Here is a 19,032-nt window from a genome sequence, read left to right as displayed (position 1 = left end):
CCTCCTTTCTAAGGAAAATAAAGTGAAACTGCGGTTTCTACTTTATAAATAATTAAGGAACCTTGAGAGTTTAATATACTATTATTTAACTGCTGAAAAAATGTTGAAAAACTATTGACATTTTATAGAAATGTGATATTATATATCATGTTCTTATGGAGGGGTTCCCGAGTGGCCAAAGGGGGCAGACTGTAAATCTGTTGGCACCGCCTTCGAAGGTTCGAATCCTTCTCCCTCCACTAAAGAGTTAACTTTGCTTGGCAGGCAAATTCTTACATTGTAAATATTTATTTGTTAGGCATAAGAAAATTATTCTTTATGCCGGAGTGGCGGAACTGGCAGACGCACAGGACTTAAAATCCTGCGGTCCTTAAAGACCGTACCGGTTCGATTCCGGTCTCCGGCATTAAATTAAAAAAAGTATTGACAAGTGCTGTAATATCTGGTAAAATTGTTTTTGCTGATTCAGCCCAGATAGCTCAGTCGGTAGAGCAGAGGACTGAAAATCCTCGTGTCGGTGGTTCGATTCCGCCTCTGGGCATTAATCGAAACATTAACAAAAAATATAATATGCGGGTGTAGTTCAATGGTAGAACACCAGCCTTCCAAGCTGGATACGTGGGTTCGATTCCCATCACCCGCTTTCATGCGTGAGTGGCTCAGTGGTAGAGCATCGCCTTGCCAAGGCGAGGGTCGCGGGTTCGAATCCCGTCTCGCGCTTTTGTGTTCCAAAAAATTAATATTATGATGGGTAGTCGCCAAGCGGTAAGGCACTAGACTTTGACTCTAGTATGCGTAGGTTCGAATCCTGCCTACCCAGTTAAAAGATACGTAAGTATCTTTTTTTTGTGTAACAGGAACTAGGACTTACAATATTATCAATCCCATGCATATAATAATTGTAATAGACTCAAAGGGTGATAAAATGTACAAACCTCAAGTTTTTAATTTTAACACTGTGGATGGTATTACAAAAAAACAATTAGAAGAGCATTATGATCTATACGTAGGTTATATTAATAAATTTGGAGAAATCAATGACTTGCTTAAACAAAAAGACAGCTATGAGAATCCTAACTCAACATATAGCACATTAAGAAGCCTCAAAAAAGGTGAATCATATTCATTGAATGGGATTATACTGCATCAGCTGTATTTTAGTAATATAACAGGGCGTAAGTCTAAGATACATGGTAAAATACTGGATATGATAAATAGAGATTTTGGTTCTTATGATAATTTTGTAGAGATGTTTACTAATACAGGGTTAAGTATGAGAGGATGGGTAGTATTAATACAGGGAGAATATAATGGAAAACTTCGTATAATAGGTCAAGACAGTCATGATGATGGAACTGTATATAATGGTAAACCAATACTTGTTTTGGATGTATATGAACATGCTTATATGATTGATTTTGGTATCGACAGAAAAGAATATATTAAGGTATTCTTTGAGAATATTAATTGGGATGTTGTTAATAAAAGGTTAGAGGGGACTAAGATAGTGTCATATAGATAGATATATTTAATTCGACTTATATAGATTGAATCCAAGCTTTTTACATTCTATTATTATTACGCATGAATATAATTAGGTAAATATATATTTAGAGGTTGTATTATGTTAAGAAATGTATTTTTTATTCTTATCTTAACTGTCTTTGTATGCATAGCAGGAGGATGTAAAAAAGAAGTAGCCGAAGAAGTAGAAGCTAGATTTGTAATCAATGATGAAGTTATAGAAGATATAGTAGAGGGGTTATGGGTGGAAGTAGCTCTAAAAGAAGAAGGACATAAAGTTATTGTAAGAGAAAATAATGAAATAAAAAAAGAAATGATATGTTCAGGTGGAACAAAAGATGAGCCTACTTTACTTGGAACTTTCAGTTTAGAAAATAGAGGATTATGGTTTTACTCCGAAAGATTTAAAGAAGGAGCAAAATATTGGGTAAGGATTACAGAACAATATTTATTTCATGGTATTCCTAGAGATAAAGATTGGAATATAATAAAAGAAGAACAGGATAAGCTAGGGGAACCTGCAAGTCATGGATGTGTGAGGCTTGGCGAGGAAGATGCTCAGTGGTTCTATGAAAATGTTCCAGACGGAACTACAGTAATTATTCATGAATAGATTTAAAAATACCATGAAATATGTTAGTATTAATTAAAGTTATAGTTTAAGATATGCTAAAATTGATAAAGATAAAAATAATAATATAAAAGTAATACTATTGTAAAATCTATATGATACAATGAAACAATATAAAAATAGTGCAAATGAACTAGTTGAAAGAACCTAATTATTTAGGGGGAAATGAAATTGAGAATAAATAAATATATAGTTATCCTAATGGTTTTTATATGCTTTCTTCTAACAAGCTGTAAAAATGAAAAGAAAGTAGAAGTAACCATTGTGGATAATGAAACAACAAGTACAAAATCTGCTGACTTAGAAAGTACAATTTCAGATATTAATTTTAATGAATGGTTATATTTTGGAAATCCTGATGACAATTACAAAATATATAGAATGAAGACAGATGGTACTGGGCTTACAAAAATAGCTGATGCCAGATTTGACGGAATAAACAATTTAGAGAGCTGGATTTATTTTATTGATACCAATGAAAAATATACTCCAGCAAAATTAGCACGTATTAGTTGGGATGGTACAGGCAAAGAAATACTTTCTGAAGAGGATGTAAATGCTTTCTGCACAAGTGAAGATTATATATTCTATATATTTGAAAATAACATCTATAGAATACAGAAAGATGGTTCCCTAAAAACTAAAATAGTATCTACAGAAAACCAAATCTATTCTGTAAAATATTATGGGGATACTGTTTTTTATAGTACTGATCAAGGATTATTCAGTATTGATAGTGATGGGAAAAATCCTAAGCTCCTATTAGAAGGGAATTTCACTAATTTTAGCGTAAGCAATGATAGGATATACTATTTTGATAATAAAATGTATAGTTGTGCTTTGGATGGCAGTGATGAAAGACAATTATTTGATTTAAGTGTTAGCGAGGTTTTTGTAGTCGATGATGTAATCTATTATAATCAGGATGAATATCTCTACAAAATAAACAGCTACGACGGTAAGACCGATAAAATATTTATTGACGAATCCCTTAATGATTTTTATGAGAAAGACTGTTACTTATATTTTTATGGTCAAAATAGAATATGGAAAGTAAAAACTGACTTATCAGAGAAGAAAATTTTTATTGGAACAGGCGGAGAACAACATCATAAGATGTATATTAAAGTTGATAATAGAATCTTCTCCAAAAACTTTGAAAGTCTAGATAGTGCTGATGAGTTATCTTCTTACAAGCTTTACGAAGTAGTTGGTGATGATATGGGTAAAAAGATATCAGATATAGCTATCAACATGTTTGACACCAACAACGGAAATGTATATTATACTGATGCAGTAGATAAAAAATTATATTGTCTCGATATTAACATGAATGAAAAAAAATTAGTGATAGATAAGATGGTAGGTTCATTCATCATATATAATAATTTCATCTATTATACTGATATGAACGATAATTATAAGTTACATGCTTTTAATATAAGAAATAGCGTTACTACTAATATAACGAATATACCAGTAAGTAATATTAAGCGTTCAGGGACTACTATCTATTTCTTGGATAACAAGAAGAGAATTGGTATATATAACCCAGGTACAGGTAATGACAGCAGATATATAAATGTATTTACTACAACCTATGATATTGTTGGAGATATAATATATTATAAAAATGAAGATGATGATGGTAAACTATATAAAATTAATAATGATGGAAGCGAAAACATCAAGGTTACAGAAAATACTATAAAAGATATTTATGCCAACGATGAAAACATCTATTATGTAGAAAAAAACGGAGCTAATCTATTATATAGAATCTCTAACAATCAGACACAAGGAGAATTCTTGGACATTATTAGTATGGCTTATACTGATATGGAAATAATTGATGGTAAGTTCTATATGAGTGTGGCTTCGGAAGGTGGAAGTTACTATACTGTAGAAAAGTACCTTGAAGATCTGAAATTCGATGTATCCTTTGATATGGAAAAACAGGTGGATGATAAGTGGAAATACTTTGTTTACAAAGTCGATGGTTATATGGGTTACCTCTACAAGTATAATGTTGATACTAATGAGATAAGACTTATTGTTGATAAATGGGTTACAGATTTCCAGATAGAAGGGAAATATATATACTATACTGGATTAGATGGAATCAACATTAATTTTACTACTTATATAGATAGAATCAATCTGGAAACTGATAATATCAATAATATAATTACTTTCATTGACCCTAAGATATATAATATATCCTTCAAAGTTGTGGGGGATCATATATACTATTCTCTAGATGATTCTACAGATGGGTGTATATGGAAAAAGAACCTGATAAGTAATGAACAAACAGTTATAGTAGATGATAGCAGCAATCTAGAGAATATAGTTGATGGTTGGCTCTACTATCAGAATAATAACAAAAGGCTTGCAAGAGTTAGATTGGATGGTTCAGATAAACAGACTCTCACTAATACTTATAGTGAATTTATATACGCTGACAAGAATCAGTTATACTATCTAAGCATAAGTGGTGAAGATAGTTTCAAAGGTATAATCATCAAAAGAAATATCGATAACGGTTCAAAGGAAGTTGTTGTAAACAAGGAAATAGCAATAAGTGATTTAATTGTTGTAAACGATAAGTTATATTATAATTTTGAAGGTATCAATAGGTATGACTTTAGAAATGATAACACTACTAAGGTTTATGATAAGGAAGTTGACTATTTTTCCTTGGTAGGTGATGTATTGTATATCTCCGTCCATGAAGGAGAAAATTATAAAACAATAAAAATGCCTTTACAATAAATATTTGGGCTGTCTTATAGACAGCCCTTTACGTTATAATAAGATTACAAATCAGTTTGGAAAGGACTTTATACATGAACATATTATTAGTTGGAATCAATGCCAAGTTTATTCATTCTAACTTGGCAATAAGATACTTGGAGAAATATTGTAGAGATTATAAAGATAATATTGAAACAGTAGAATTTACAATCAATAATCAATACGATTTTATACTACAAGAAATATATAAGAAAAAACCGGATATATTATCTATATCCTGTTATATATGGAACATAGAAATAGTTAAATCATTGGTAAGAGATTTTAAAAAGATATCTCCAGAGACAACAATTATTCTTGGCGGACCAGAAGTTTCATATGATTCAATGGAATTAATGGAAAAATATAAGGAAATAGATGTAGCAATTGTTGGAGAAGGAGAAGAAACCTTCAATGAGCTTATGAAACATTATGTTGATGGATTAAGTACAATTAATATGATAGATGGTATTATATACAGAGAAGGTAATAAAATATATAGAAATACACAACGTAAGCCTCTTGGACTGGATCAATTACCTTTTGTCTATGATGAAGGGTTTGGGGCATTGGAAAATAAAATAATCTATTATGAATCATCTAGAGGATGCCCTTTTAATTGTCAGTACTGTTTATCCTCTATTGAAAAAGGAGTAAGGCTTAGAAGTTTGCCTATAGTGTTAAAAGAATTACAATGTTTTCTTGATGCTGGAGTGGTACAAGTTAAATTTGTTGATAGAACATTTAATTGTAATAAAAAACACGCTTTAGGAATTTGGAAATATCTCCATGAACATGACAATGGATATACCAATTTCCACTTTGAAATATCAGGAGACTTATTAGATGATGAGACTATAGATTTTTTGTCCAGAGTAAGACCAGGACTATTTCAACTTGAGGTTGGGGTGCAATCCACTAATGAAGTGACAATAAGCAATATTAAAAGAAAAACTAATTTTGAAAGACTTTCAAATGTTGTTAGTAAAATCAATAAGGGAAATAATATACATCAACACCTAGATTTAATAGCCGGGCTTCCTGGGGAAGACTATGATTCCTTCGGTAAGTCATTTAATGATGTCTATAATTTGCAGCCACATCAGCTTCAATTAGGTTTTTTGAAGATATTAAAAGGTTCAGGACTGAAAAAGGATGCAGATAGATATGACATCCTGTATAAAGATAAAGCACCTTACGAGGTACTTAGAACCAAGGAATTGACTTATGATGATATTTTGAAGTTGAAGATGATAGAAGAGATGGTGGAAATATATTATAATAGCGGAAATTTTTATTTTGCTATAAAATATATAGAGAGAAGTTTTGAAACACCATTCAGTCTATATGAATCTTTAGCGAAGTATTGGTTGAAGAACAATTATCATGAAGTTAATCATAATAAGATTAAGTTGTACACAATTTTATTAGAATTCTACCATGATATTATAGAAAAAGACGATGTTAATATTAAGCATATTCTTCGATTTGATATGTACTTACAGGAAAAGGTCAAAAAATTCCCGTATTGGTTAGAACGTAACGATAATCATAAAGAAGATATAATCGATTTTTATAAGAATGAAGAAAATATTATTAAGTTCTTACCAAACTATAAAGATTATACGTCAAAACAGATTAGTAGAATGGCACATTTGGAAATATTTCCTATTAACATCATAAAATGGGCGGATGACTTCGTGGAACCTATAGAACACAGGGAAATAGCAGTATTATTTGATTATCATGATAGAGATATATTTAGAAATAATGCTAAATATGTTCAGGTAATAATCTAATTTACAATATTTCCCAGGAAATGGGAATATTTCCCAGGAAATAGAAAATAGAAAGGAAGAATTTTTATGGCAAATAATAAGACGATAAAAAAGGTTCTTAACTTATTGGATGAGAATTATCCAAAAGACATAAAATGTTATTTAGACCATGAAAACCCTTGGCAATTACTTATTGCTACCATATTAAGTGCTCAATGTACTGACGATAGAGTTAATATTGTAACAAAAGATTTATTCAGGAAATATACATCTGTCAAAGATTTCGCTGAAGCAGATATAAGTGAACTGGAACAAGATATTCGTTCAACTGGTTTTTATAGAAATAAAGCTAAGAACATTATTGGATGTTGCAGGACATTATTAGAACAACATGATGGACAAGTCCCAAAGGATATAGAGAAACTAGTTAAACTTCAAGGGGTTGGGAGAAAGACAGCTAATGTTATTAGAGGAAATATCTATAATATCCCAAGCATAGTTGTTGATACACATGTAAAGCGTATATCAAAAAAATTAGGATTCACTGAATATACTGACCCTGTTAAGATAGAATTCGATTTGATGGAAATATTGCCAGAAGAGCATTGGATTAGGTATAATACCCAAGTAATTGCTCATGGACGAGCTATATGTACTGCTAGAAGTCCAAAATGTGAAAGATGTTTTTTACTGCCTTATTGTAAAACAGGACTTGAGAATATGATTAATGTGATTGATGAATAAATTAGCCTATATGCCCTAAGTTATTGTAAAAACATTCAAATCATGATACTATAATGTAGGTTATAAAAAGAATAATTAGCTAATTTAATACATGTCATTATTTTTTTATGATATATTATTTTAGCGTTTTAAAAATAAAATAATTCATGCTTGCTTTAAGGTAAGATAGGGAGGATGAACATGGAAAAACCAATAATAATTGGCATTGCTGGAGGTACTGGTTCAGGTAAGACAACTCTAGTAAATAAACTAAAAGATGTATTAGGTAATGAAGTAGTTGCTTTAACACATGATTATTATTACAAAGCAAATGATCACCTTGAATTTGAAGAGAGAAAGATGCTTAATTACGATCACCCTAATGCATTTGATACGGACATTTTAATAAGTGATTTAATCAAGTTAAAGAATGGTGCATCTATACAACGTCCTATCTATAGTTTTGTGAAGCACACAAGAGAAGAAGAAACAGTAACAGTAGAGCCAAAAAAAGTAATTATTATTGAAGGTATCTTAATATTTGAGAACAAGGACTTAAGGGATTTGTTGGATATTAAGGTGTATGTGGATACAGATGCTGATGTACGTATTATCAGAAGGGTTCTTAGGGATGTAAAAGAAAGAGGTAGAAGTCTAGATTCTGTTATTGATAGGTATCTTAACACTGTAAAGATAATGCATGAGGAATTTGTGGAACCAAGCAAGAAACATGCAGATATTATTATACCAGAAGGTGGTTATAATGAAGTGGCATGTTCAATGCTCATTGATAAGATTAGAGCACTACTCAATGAGTAAACCTAATAAAAAAAGAGAGGTATTTAAAAAGTGTGTATTATTAATATAAACGCTGAAAATATTGATTATGAAAGTGCTCTGGGGAAATTGGGGAATTCAATAAAATTATATAAAATAATTCTAATAGGCTTTAAGAATAAGTATGCTAATGCATATGATGACCTGGTAACATTAGGCATAGAAAATAACTATACAGAAGCGAAAATTTTATCACATAGTTTAAAGGGGGTTTGTGGTAATCTTGGAGCTAATAATCTGGAAATTATATCTAGAGAACTTGAATATTCCTATTTAAATGAGGATAATAAACACTTACAATTACTAGATGACTTTAAACAAGAGGTCCATGTGGTTTTAGAGGATATAAATAGTATTTTAGAATGTATTGATGGAACTAATGAGTCTAAATAAATTTTAGCCATGAACTGAGGTGTCATTATGAAGAACTTTGTAGCATTTGATATAGAGACTACAGGTATAAGCCCGATGGATAGTAGAATTACTGAAATCGGAGCAGTTAAAATAGTTGATGGTAATGTAGTAGATGAATTCAATCAGCTAATAAACCCAGAAATATCAATTCCTGACAACATAGTATCACTTACTGGTATTACTGACGAACTGGTAAAGGATAAACCTACAATCAATTTTGTCTTACCAGATTTTATTGATTTTTGTAAAGGATTTGATATACTTGGACATAATATAAAATTCGATTTCAGCTTTATAAAAACATATGCACTAAAATTAAATATGAATTTTGAAAAAAATGCCCTTGATACATTGGCCATATCAAGAATGGTATTAAAGGATTTGCCTAGCAGGAGATTGGGCTGTTTATGTGATTACTATAGAATAGATTATCTTAATGGTCATCGTGCATTTAATGATGCATATGCTACATATCAGTTATATAATCAGCTTAAAGCGGATTTTTATGAAGAGAATAAGGAATTATTTATACCTAAACCAATCTTATGGAAACCTAAGAAAACTTCTGCAATTACATATAAACAAAAAGCTTATCTAGCGGCACTAATAAGAAAACATAATGTAGTCCTGGATAAGCAGATTGACGAATTATCTAAAAGCGAAGCCAGCAGAGCTATAGATAATATTATTAATACATATGGTAGAGCAAAATAAATATATAAGTTGAATTAAATATAAAAAATTATAAAGAGCTTAGAGCATTTAATATTTTATCCTTCAACATAAAGTCAGTATTGCTGATTTGTGAGTATAGGGAATTAAAGCTCTTAGTATCTTTTTTTATTTTATATAATCTTCCCAGTAATATGTAATGATTGCTGATATCAGTTTTGATATTTACGCCTATCTCTAAAACCTGAACAGCTGCATCTATTTTATTATTTTCGTATAATAACTTTCCCCACTTGTATAGATGTTTTATAAGCTTGGTATAATGTTCTTCATACATAATAAGAGTATCTAAATTGGCAGTACCGTATTCTAATTTAAGATCGGTATTTGTCTTGCCGTGAAAATTAACTATTTTATGTTCTAATAATTCCAGGACTTTATTTTGAATATATATTATGTCATCAGAGCACTCTTCTTTAGTTAATATAGGCAATTCATTTTTATCAATATAAATATAATCAAGATTTTCAAGGGATTTTTTTCTCGTGAACATTGCCTTTTCTTCTCTTGCCCAAAAAGTTTTACTGGTATTCTTTATTGTTTTATCAGCTTGGGTCATTTTTAATTTGATAACAATAATTAGTATTATGAATGAGAATAAAAAAATTGGTATTGGCATTATATCACCTCGTTTTGTCAAAAATAACTTCTTTTATCTTTTGACTAATAGTGTTATTATAATATATAATTAGTAGTAACTCAATGTTTATGAATATAAAGGACTAGTATATAAATAAAAAAGGGTATAAATTATTATTCATGGAGGGAACAAGATGAACATATTCAGAAGTAGAAAATTTATGAAAAGAGTGGCTATAGTAATAACGGCAATAATGATTGGCAGTGCTGTTGCAATAGCATTAATTCCATTTATAGCGTAAAATTGGATTGATAATAACACAGGGGGCTGTAGGAAAGATGCATTATCCGACAGCCTCCTTTTTATAGTTCTTAATTGAATTGTTTATAATTACCTAGAATCTTGAAATGATGACAATCCTTGGACATCTTTTCAAGAGCTTGCCTAATGATATCATTATTGATATTACCCTCAAAATCAATATAGAAATTATACTCCCAAGGAGTATTTCCCCTAGGTCGGGACTCTATTTTTAACATATTAATATTATTTTCTGCAAAATGCTTTAGAACGTGATACAAAGCTCCCGCTTTATGTTCTGTAGATAATACTACACTGATTTTATTACATTCTTCATTAACTATTAATTTCTTTCCTAATATTATGAAACGTGTTGTATTGGTGTTATTAGAATTGATGTTTGATGCTAGTATGTCTAGATTGTATAGTTGAGCTGCTTTTTTACTGCCTATTGCTGCTATTTTTTTATTTCCCTGCTTCATAATGTATTCAGCACTTTTTGCAGTATTATAATAGGGTACAAGCTTCCATTTATAATTATTCAGGTAATTCTTGCTTTGTTCGAATGCTTGTGGGTGAGAATACACTTCTTCTATATCTTCCATTTTACAGCCTTTTATTCCCATAAGATTATGATTGACTTTAACATGGGTTTCTCCAACTATATGACATTCATACTTATTAATCAAATCATAAACATCGGAAATAGCTCCTGTAGAAGAATTTTCAATAGGAAGTACACCATATTCTATTGTTCCAGATTCTAATGAGGTACATATATCTTCAAAATTCTTAACTGCTACCGTATGAACTTCTTCTCCAAAATAATTATATAATGCTTCTTCGCCAAAAGCTCCTTTAACACCTTGAAATCCTACTCGTAATAATGACATGAAATCACTCCATTCAGGTATATTTATAATTGAATTTTAGTCTTAACTAAATTAATATTAATTTTAAAAGGTATTAACTAATAAATATACAGAAACATTAGTATAAAGTCAAATGTTTATATATTTAGTTTTAATAAATATATTATTTAATATTAGTATAATATACTCTAATAAATCATTAAAATAGTCTATGTTGAAAAATGTAATAGAATATTTTATAATTATAGTGATTGAAAATTTATAATATGGTGATTATGATGCTTAGACGAATGTATACAACAATTAGCCGACATATAAGAAATATGAAGATTTTCTATAAATTAATGTGGTATATTATTTTTATTGGTATGATACCCATTATTACATTCAGCATATCATCATATAAAAATACGCATAACCAAGTAGAGCATCAATTATTTCAGAGTAGTGAACAATTATTTAATAAATACATAGATGGTATTCAATTTAAATTGAACGTATATGAAAATCTGACTTGGGGAATTATTGTTAATGATTCAGTTCAAAAGATACTATCAGAAGCAGATAGATGGCAGCAAAAAGATGTCAATAAAGTACATGAAAAGATATCCAAGAATATAGATATAATGTATAAAAGCAAAAGGGTCAACGGTATTTATAATATAATGCTGTATTCTCTTGATCCTAATTTCCCTAGAGATGGTCATAGTGTTTCTAACATAAGTATGATATCTGAGGAAACTTGGGGAAATAAAATGAATATTGACAGTAAGGAAATGACCACTTTTTTCTATGAGGTGCCAACATTAGATGATAACATAGTTTCAATCGTAAGACCTATCATTGACATTGCCAGTGAAAATTGGAACATTATAGGTTTATTGAAAATAGATATATTGGATAGGGAATTGTTTGGGCTTAATAAAAAGACTGATAATGATTATAAAAACAGTTTGTATATACTGGATGATGAAAACAAATTAGTCTATTATGAAGGGGATTTACAATACAAAAAAGATGGATTGCAGACAATCAATTCTTTGCATACCAAAAACAATACATTGACTTATAGACAAGTGCTTCAAAACAAAGATGTAGTTTTCTATAAAAAAGTAAATCGGTATAATTGGAGAGTTTTCTTTGTAACCCATTATTCCTCGATTTATGAAGTGATAGAAAATGAAACCAAGAGTATAGTCATATATGGTATTATTGTAACATTTTTAGTTATTTTGATAACAATATTATTTTCTAAGAAATTTTCAAGCAGAATACAGGTTTTATACAAAAAGATGTTAAAGGTGCAAAAAGGTGACCTTGAAATAACTGAAAATGTTATTGGTGAAGATGAAATAGGAGAACTGGATAATTATTTTAATGGTTCAATAGAAAAAATAAAATCACTTATAAGAGAAAATTATATAGAAAAAATTGAAAAAAGGGAAGCTGAATTAGTTGCACTGCAATTTCAGATTAATCCTCATTTTCTATACAATACATTAGAATCCATTAATTATATTGCGGAGATTTATGACTGTAATGAAATATCTATAATGAGTCAAAAACTGGGAGAGATGTTCAGATATAGTCTGAATAAGGATTCAGAAGAATTTGTTATGTTTTATCAAGAAGAGAATCATATAAGGAATTATATTGACATCCAGAATATTAGATTTGATGATAAATATAGTATTATAACTAATGTAAGTGAGGAAATTAAAAAGTATAAGATACTAAAGTTCATCTTACAGCCTATAGTTGAGAATGCTATAAAATATGGTTTTAGAAATAGGGAAAAAGGTACAATTAAAATAGAAGCTGAAGTGGTTGAAAAATACCTGATAATGACCGTTACTGATAATGGCATTGGAATGAGTGAAGAAATGTTACTGGAGATAAATGAATTCATTAATGATATGTCATTCAACCTTGACCAAACTCGAGGAAAGAGTATAGGCTTAAGGAATGTAAACTTGAGAATTAAAATGACTTGTGGAGATGAATATGGAATAGATATAAAGAGTGTTATGGGTAAAGGGACAAAAGTTATTTACAAATTGCCGATTTATTTGTGATGGGGGGGCATGGTATGTATACTTTATTAGTTGTGGAAGATGAAAAATGGATTCGTAAAGGTCTTGTACATAAACTTAAAAAAGTTGATTTGCCGTTTGAAGAGATCCATGATGCCAGAAATGGTATTGAAGCCATGGAAATAATAAAAGACAATGATATTGATATAATTATTACTGACATCTGTATGCCAGATATGGATGGTATAGAATTGATAAAGAAGGTAAGAGAATTCAATAAGCATGTAGAGTTCATTATTATCAGCGGATATTCAGAGTTTCGATATGCTGAAGCAGCTATCAATATGGGTGTGAAGAGTTATCTTATGAAACCTACTACAGATGAAGATCTAATGTCAGCTCTTGATAAAGTGATTTCTCGTATAGAAGAAAAGAAACAATACAATATTTTATCAAAAGAAAATATTAATATAAAGATACGTAATGAAAAATTAACATATGAAAATGAATTAAACTATTTATTAAAATCAAATAAGCATGACAGTAAATTCTTACAGTACAATTATCCTATTATGTATAATAGTAACCAATATCAATTGATTGTACTGAACATCAACTATGACGCAAAAGGTGAATGTAAAAATAATTACTATGATATTGAAGACGTGAAGACCAAGATATTTGATTATCTGGTTACTAATATTCATTTTGACAATTATTATGCATTTAATAACATGGATATACTGAATCAAATATTGATATTAATATGGGGAGATGCAGAAAAGTTAAAATTGACTTGTGACAGGATCAGTAAAAAGTTATTCTATGATTGTTTATCAGAGGAGCAGATTTCCAAGACCATAGGTATCAGTACTATACTTACCCTTATTAATGATGAACTTTATAAATCAGCCAAGAAAGCTCTTGACCTAAGACTTATCTATGGTCTTAATAAAATCTATACTGGAGAGCATATGGACTTATCAAATGAATTTTTGTTCCCTAAAAATGAATTGAAGCTACTAAAGAAGAATATTGAAAGAGGATATATCAAGAATGTTGAAGTACTACTACAAGAGATATTTTCAAAAGATAGATTCAGAGAATCTAATGCTGGGAACTTGTACTTCTTATATTCTGAGGTAGTAAATACTATATATGAGACATTATATTCCACAAGTGTAGAAATACAGAAGGTTACTCAATATGATTTATCACAATATGATATCATGAACTATGCCAATAGACTAGAAGATATTTCACTATATCTATATAGACTCATTGACAATAGACTGATAATAAATAAAAAGACACCTATAAATTGTAGGGAATTAGTTGATGAAATTACAAAATACATTGACATGCATTATGAAGAAAAGATTAATGTAAAAAGTCTAGCTGCTAGATATGGAATTAACCCTAACTATTTCTCTACTATATTTAAGGAGCAGTTAGGAGTAACCTGTACTAAGTACATTACAATGAAGAGGCTGGAGTATGCTTGTAGAATGCTTAAAGAAACAAATATCAATGTTGAAGAAATAGCCAAGAGTGTAGGCTATAATGATCTTCAATACTTTTATAGAGTATTCAAAAAAGAATTTAATTATACTCCTATGGAGTATAGAAATGGGGCTGTCTCGTAATAATTTGCGGTACGAGAACAGCCATTTTATATTTCTTAGAGATTTGTCCAATGCTATCCTAAGAAAAATCCATTAGATTATAAGTCTTTTACTTATATAATCTATATATGTTGAATGAATAATGAAGGAGGATATGGTGATGAAGAAATTAAGAGTATTTCTAGTTCTAGCTTTTTTTGCGACATTCTGTATGTTGACACAAAATGCCAATGCACAGCAGCCTTATGCATCATATTGGTATCCAAATGAATTACTGGAGTGGACACCAGAGACAGATGAGGATTCAGCTTTTAATAGAGGAGTAGTTCCTTTGGAAAACCGGTTTACTGGAGATGGAGTTAATAGTAACGCAATGGCAGAGCCAAAGATTCAGATATTAGCTACTATGAATCCAAGTACAAGTGATAACCCATCCCAAGGGTCAGATGTATTTGATAGGTATACATTCAACTATTGGCAGTATGTGGACTCATTAGTTATGTGGGGTGGTTCAGCTTCTGAAGGTATAATCGTTACTCCTAGTGCAGATGTAATAGATGCAGCTCATAAAAATGGAGTTAAAGTTTTAGGTTGTGTCAATTTCCAGCCTGATTATTATGGTGGTCAATTACAATGGGTAAGAGAAATGATACAAGAAAATCCTGCAGGGGTATTCCCTGGGGCAGATAAGCTTATTGAGGTAGCACAGTACTATGGATTTGATGGATGGTTCATGCACGAAGAAACTCAAGGTGCCACTTCGGCAGATGCAAAACAGATGCAGGAGTTCATGAAATATTTCCAGGAGAATAAACCAGAAGGAATGGAGCTTCACTGGTATGATTCAATGAGCAAGAATGGAAATATCCAATATGAAAATGCACTTACCAGCAATAATGAAATGTTTTTCCAAGATGGAAATCATGTAGTCACTAATGGATTCTTTACAAACTATTGGTGGAATGATATGTCTTCATCACGTGATAAGGCAATCAGCCTAGGTAGAAGTCAGTATGATGTGTATGCAGGAGTTTATACTGAGGCTAATGGTTATAATGAACCAAGCGGTCAATTCTATGTTGAATGGGATGGAGTTTTTCCAGAAGGTCAGGAAGCTAAGACTTCCATAGGAATCTATAGACCTGACTGGACATTCAGAAGTTCTTCAGATGGAGATGATTTCTATGCTAGAGCAAATCGCTTCTGGGTAGGAAAATACAGGGACCCAAGAAATAATGACACATCAGATTATTGGAAAGGTATAGCTCATTACATAATAGCAAAATCACCAATTGACAGTCTTCCATTTACAACTAATTTTAATACTGGTAATGGACACATATATGCGGTGAATGGAGAAGTGAAACGTAACAGAGATTGGAATAACAGAAGCTTGCAGGATGTTCTACCTACATGGAGATGGATTGCAGATAGCACTGGTACTCCTTTATATCCAAGTTTTGACTGGACAACTGCATATTATGGTGGAAGTTCATTAAAAGTAAGTGGTGTGTTAAGTCATGAAAATGCAACACATCTTAAACTCTACAAAACTAATCTTTCAATAGATTCAAATACTAACTTATACATAACTTATAAAACACCATTGAATGAATCACATATGCAGGTAGGTATTTCTTTTGAAGATAATAAGGATCAATTTACTTATCTGGATGTAGGAACATCTACACAAAATGAGTGGACAACAAAAACAATATCATTAAGTGGATTTGCTGGTAAAACTATAGAACAGTTATCTTTGAATTTTGATAGTGATACTACTATAGCAGACTACACAATAAATGTAGGGCAGATATCCATAAGAAATACAGATTTAAGCGTACTTCAACCAGTTTCTGGGTTGACAATTGTTAATAATGATATTAGAGAAGGTTTATATGCAGACGCAAGATTAAAATGGAACAAACTTGATGGGGATATAGAAGTATATGAAGTTTATAGAGTGAAATCTGATGGTACAAAAGAATTTATTGGGGCTACACCTAATAATGCATATTATGTGTCAGAAATGCGACGTGATGGTTATGAAACAGAGACAACTCTAGAAGTAATAGCACTTGATAAGAATTATAATCATGGTCAAGTAGCTAATGTATCTTTTCAGTGGCCTCCATATCCAATCCCAGTAGCAGATTTTACAGTAAGTAAGACGTTAATCAAGCCTAATGAAACAGTTACATTTCATAATAAATCTACAGAAGCTACTCAGTCAATCACTTGGGATTTCCCAGGAGGTTCACCAAGCAGCAGCAATGAAGAGAATCCACAAGTAACTTACACTACTGAAGGTATTTACAATGTAACTTTAACAGCAACTAATGAAATGGGTGAAGATATTGAGACTAAGGAAGAATTGATTGTAGTTTCTAATGACATAACAGTAAGTAATATAGCTGTTTCTAAAAACGCTACAGCAGATACCTTCGTTTCAGGAGAAGAACCATCAGGAGCAGTTGATAATGAAGTAAATACTAAATGGTGTGCAACAGGAGCAGAACCTCATTGGCTTGTTGTAGAACTTGGCTCAGAATATGTTCTTAGTGAGTTCGTTGTCAAGCATGCTGAAGCAGGTGGAGAAGGCTCAGGCTATAATACAAGCGATTATAAAATACAAGTCAGCAACGATGGAACTAATTGGACAAATGTAGTTGATATGCAAGGTAATACATCAGGAATAAGTAGTCACGCAATAGCCCTTACATCTGCAAGTTATGTAAGATTATATATAACAGATGCAGGAGGAGATTCAGCTGCACGTATATATGAATTCCAAGTAATGGGATATAAGGACAGTAGCTCATCAACATTACCAGGAAGCTTTGATTTATTATCTCCAGCTAATGATTCAAGATGGATATCCCGCAATAATACATATTTTGATTGGGGAGATTCAATGAATGCTTCCAGCTATCAAATTATTGTTGATGATAATAGTGATTTTTCCAGCTCTGAGATAAATATATCAGATATTAATAATAGTAATTATACTTCCAATATAACACTAAACAGATTAACAACCTATTATTGGAAAGTTATTGGAACCAATAGTAATGGTTCTACTGAATGTAATAGTGTATCATCATTTAAAACTAGTTTCTTCTAACAAACAATTAATCAATAAAAGAGGCTGGTTTGTATTGGTAACAGCCTCTTTTATACTTGAACCTGCAAATTTAGGGGGAAGATAATGAAAACAATGACAGCAAAGGCACCAAAAAAAATAGTAAAAAGTAATAAAAGATCAGTATGGAAAAGAATATGTAAATACAAAATATTATACCTGTTTTTGTTACCTGCCATAGTATTCTACTTTGTTTTTGGTTACATACCAATGTATGGGGTAACTTTAGCTTTCAAAGACTTTAGATTTGATACAGGGATTTTAATGAGTCCCTGGGTAGGATTGAAATACGTTAGAAAATTTTTTACTTATTTCCAATTCGAGTTATTGATAAGAAATTCATTTGTAATCAGTTTTTTAAAACTGCTATTAGGTTTTCCAGCACCGATCATATTAGCATTAATGCTTAATGAAGTTAGAATCAATAAATTTAAACGGGTAATCCAGACAGTAACATACTTACCTTATTTTGTATCATGGGTAGTTGTTGCTACTATATTCAGTAAGTTCTTATCTCCACATCAAGGACTTTTTAATGATTTAAGAATGGCTATGGGTAAAGAACCAATATTCTTTTTAGGATTTGCAAAATGGTTCTATATTGTGATTATATCTTCTGATATATGGAAGAATATAGGATTTAATTCGATTATATATCTCGCAGCTCTTAGCAGCATAGACCCTATGTTATATGAAGCTGCTGCTATAGATGGAGCCAGTAAATGGAAACGGCTGATTAATATCACTTTACCGGGTATCATGCCTACAGTTGGGATATTATTCATATTGAGCATGAGCGGTTTGTTAAAAGCAGGATACGAGCAGATTATTCTATTCCAGCAACCGCCCACAATCCCAGTATCCGAGGTTTTGGAAACATATTCAGTTAAGGTTGGTTTGCAACAAGGTCAATATAGTTATGCTACTGTAGTCGGATTGTTTCAATCCATTGTATCCCTGATATTGATTGTTGTCACCAATCGTATAGCAAAAAAAGTTTCCAATACATCTCTTTGGTAGGTTTCATATGACAATGATTGGAGTG

At 30.9% G+C, this 19,032-nt stretch carries 14 protein-coding genes and 6 tRNA genes; 18 read left to right on the top strand and 2 right to left on the bottom strand.

Annotated elements, in window-relative coordinates; all coding sequences use genetic code 11:
- The first annotated feature begins 157 nt into the window (after positions 1-157).
- The 14 genes from AACQ14_RS06420 to AACQ14_RS06355 all read left to right on the top strand — a co-directional run bounded on the left by AACQ14_RS06420 (position 158) and on the right by AACQ14_RS06355 (position 9,417).
- Positions 158-239, top strand: a tRNA-Tyr gene (locus AACQ14_RS06420).
- Between the two features lie 81 nt (positions 240-320).
- Positions 321-406 (top strand) — tRNA-Leu (locus tag AACQ14_RS06415).
- Between the two features lie 62 nt (positions 407-468).
- Positions 469-541: transfer RNA gene (locus AACQ14_RS06410), tRNA-Phe, on the top strand.
- Between the two features lie 31 nt (positions 542-572).
- A tRNA-Gly gene (locus AACQ14_RS06405) sits at positions 573-643 on the top strand.
- A gap of 5 nt (positions 644-648) precedes the next feature.
- Positions 649-720 (top strand) — tRNA-Gly (locus AACQ14_RS06400).
- A 28-nt stretch (positions 721-748) separates the two neighbouring features.
- A tRNA-Gln gene (locus AACQ14_RS06395) sits at positions 749-820 on the top strand.
- 66 nt (positions 821-886) lie between these two features.
- Positions 887-1,522 carry a superoxide dismutase gene (locus AACQ14_RS06390; protein ID WP_339362750.1) on the top strand — a complete coding sequence of 212 codons (636 nt, stop codon included), beginning with the start codon at positions 887-889 and terminating at the stop codon, positions 1,520-1,522.
- Positions 1,523-1,624: 102 nt separating this feature from the next.
- On the top strand, positions 1,625-2,137 hold the full coding sequence (locus AACQ14_RS06385) for a L,D-transpeptidase (protein WP_339362749.1): 513 nt from the start codon (positions 1,625-1,627) through the stop codon (positions 2,135-2,137).
- 189 nt (positions 2,138-2,326) lie between these two features.
- Positions 2,327-4,930 (top strand): DUF5050 domain-containing protein, encoded by a 2,604-nt coding sequence (locus AACQ14_RS06380; RefSeq protein ID WP_339362748.1) that lies wholly within the window; start codon positions 2,327-2,329, stop codon positions 4,928-4,930.
- A gap of 74 nt (positions 4,931-5,004) precedes the next feature.
- A complete protein-coding gene (locus AACQ14_RS06375) occupies positions 5,005-6,750 on the top strand; it encodes a B12-binding domain-containing radical SAM protein (RefSeq protein ID WP_339362747.1) in 1,746 nt (581 codons plus the stop codon).
- Positions 6,751-6,816: 66 nt separating this feature from the next.
- The gene (gene nth, locus AACQ14_RS06370) at positions 6,817-7,473 is read left to right on the top strand and encodes an endonuclease III (protein WP_339362746.1); all 657 of its coding nucleotides are present in this window, start codon (positions 6,817-6,819) and stop codon (positions 7,471-7,473) included.
- A 180-nt stretch (positions 7,474-7,653) separates the two neighbouring features.
- Positions 7,654-8,271 carry a uridine kinase gene (gene udk / locus AACQ14_RS06365; RefSeq protein WP_339362745.1) on the top strand — a complete coding sequence of 206 codons (618 nt, stop codon included), beginning with the start codon at positions 7,654-7,656 and terminating at the stop codon, positions 8,269-8,271.
- Between the two features lie 30 nt (positions 8,272-8,301).
- A complete protein-coding gene (locus AACQ14_RS06360; RefSeq protein ID WP_339362744.1) occupies positions 8,302-8,682 on the top strand; it encodes an Hpt domain-containing protein in 381 nt (126 codons plus the stop codon).
- A gap of 27 nt (positions 8,683-8,709) precedes the next feature.
- Entirely contained in the window at positions 8,710-9,417 is a 708-nt protein-coding gene (locus AACQ14_RS06355; RefSeq protein WP_339362743.1) for a 3'-5' exonuclease, read from the top strand.
- 28 nt (positions 9,418-9,445) lie between these two features.
- Here the strand turns inward: AACQ14_RS06355 and AACQ14_RS06350 are convergent, their stop codons facing one another.
- Together AACQ14_RS06350 and pheA are read right to left on the bottom strand one after the other, a co-directional pair.
- On the bottom strand, positions 9,446-10,054 hold the full coding sequence (locus AACQ14_RS06350) for a hypothetical protein (RefSeq protein WP_339362742.1): 609 nt from the start codon (positions 10,052-10,054) through the stop codon (positions 9,446-9,448).
- 332 nt (positions 10,055-10,386) lie between these two features.
- Positions 10,387-11,208, bottom strand: coding sequence for a prephenate dehydratase (pheA, locus tag AACQ14_RS06345; protein ID WP_339362741.1), 822 nt, complete (start codon positions 11,206-11,208; stop codon positions 10,387-10,389).
- A 347-nt stretch (positions 11,209-11,555) separates the two neighbouring features.
- Between pheA and AACQ14_RS06340 the strand changes: the two genes are divergently transcribed.
- From AACQ14_RS06340 to AACQ14_RS06325, 4 genes are all read left to right on the top strand, one after another.
- On the top strand, positions 11,556-13,262 hold the full coding sequence (locus tag AACQ14_RS06340) for a sensor histidine kinase (protein ID WP_339362740.1): 1,707 nt from the start codon (positions 11,556-11,558) through the stop codon (positions 13,260-13,262).
- Positions 13,263-13,276: 14 nt separating this feature from the next.
- Positions 13,277-14,866, top strand: a complete 1,590-nt coding sequence (locus AACQ14_RS06335; protein ID WP_339362739.1) for a response regulator transcription factor — start codon at positions 13,277-13,279, stop codon at positions 14,864-14,866.
- Positions 14,867-15,005: 139 nt separating this feature from the next.
- A complete protein-coding gene (locus AACQ14_RS06330) occupies positions 15,006-17,969 on the top strand; it encodes an endo-beta-N-acetylglucosaminidase (protein WP_339362738.1) in 2,964 nt (987 codons plus the stop codon).
- Between the two features lie 84 nt (positions 17,970-18,053).
- On the top strand, positions 18,054-19,007 hold the full coding sequence (locus AACQ14_RS06325; protein ID WP_339362737.1) for an ABC transporter permease: 954 nt from the start codon (positions 18,054-18,056) through the stop codon (positions 19,005-19,007).
- Positions 19,008-19,032: the final 25 nt, after the last annotated feature.

The organism is Vallitalea maricola (genome assembly GCF_036985595.1).
Taxonomy (GTDB): Bacteria; Bacillota; Clostridia; order Lachnospirales; family Vallitaleaceae; genus Vallitalea; species Vallitalea maricola.
This window is presented reverse-complemented; position numbering and strand designations above follow the sequence as displayed.

Coding starts and splice junctions, on each gene's coding strand:
- AACQ14_RS06350 (WP_339362742.1), bottom strand. CDS start 10,054: ATGCCAATACCAATTTTTTTATTCTCATTCATAATACTAATTATTGTT.
- AACQ14_RS06330 (WP_339362738.1), top strand. CDS start 15,006: ATGAAGAAATTAAGAGTATTTCTAGTTCTAGCTTTTTTTGCGACATTC.
- pheA (WP_339362741.1), bottom strand. CDS start 11,208: ATGTCATTATTACGAGTAGGATTTCAAGGTGTTAAAGGAGCTTTTGGC.
- AACQ14_RS06355 (WP_339362743.1), top strand. CDS start 8,710: ATGAAGAACTTTGTAGCATTTGATATAGAGACTACAGGTATAAGCCCG.
- AACQ14_RS06375 (WP_339362747.1), top strand. CDS start 5,005: ATGAACATATTATTAGTTGGAATCAATGCCAAGTTTATTCATTCTAAC.
- nth (WP_339362746.1), top strand. CDS start 6,817: ATGGCAAATAATAAGACGATAAAAAAGGTTCTTAACTTATTGGATGAG.
- AACQ14_RS06335 (WP_339362739.1), top strand. CDS start 13,277: ATGTATACTTTATTAGTTGTGGAAGATGAAAAATGGATTCGTAAAGGT.
- AACQ14_RS06385 (WP_339362749.1), top strand. CDS start 1,625: ATGTTAAGAAATGTATTTTTTATTCTTATCTTAACTGTCTTTGTATGC.
- udk (WP_339362745.1), top strand. CDS start 7,654: ATGGAAAAACCAATAATAATTGGCATTGCTGGAGGTACTGGTTCAGGT.
- AACQ14_RS06340 (WP_339362740.1), top strand. CDS start 11,556: ATGATACCCATTATTACATTCAGCATATCATCATATAAAAATACGCAT.
- AACQ14_RS06390 (WP_339362750.1), top strand. CDS start 887: ATGCATATAATAATTGTAATAGACTCAAAGGGTGATAAAATGTACAAA.
- AACQ14_RS06325 (WP_339362737.1), top strand. CDS start 18,054: ATGAAAACAATGACAGCAAAGGCACCAAAAAAAATAGTAAAAAGTAAT.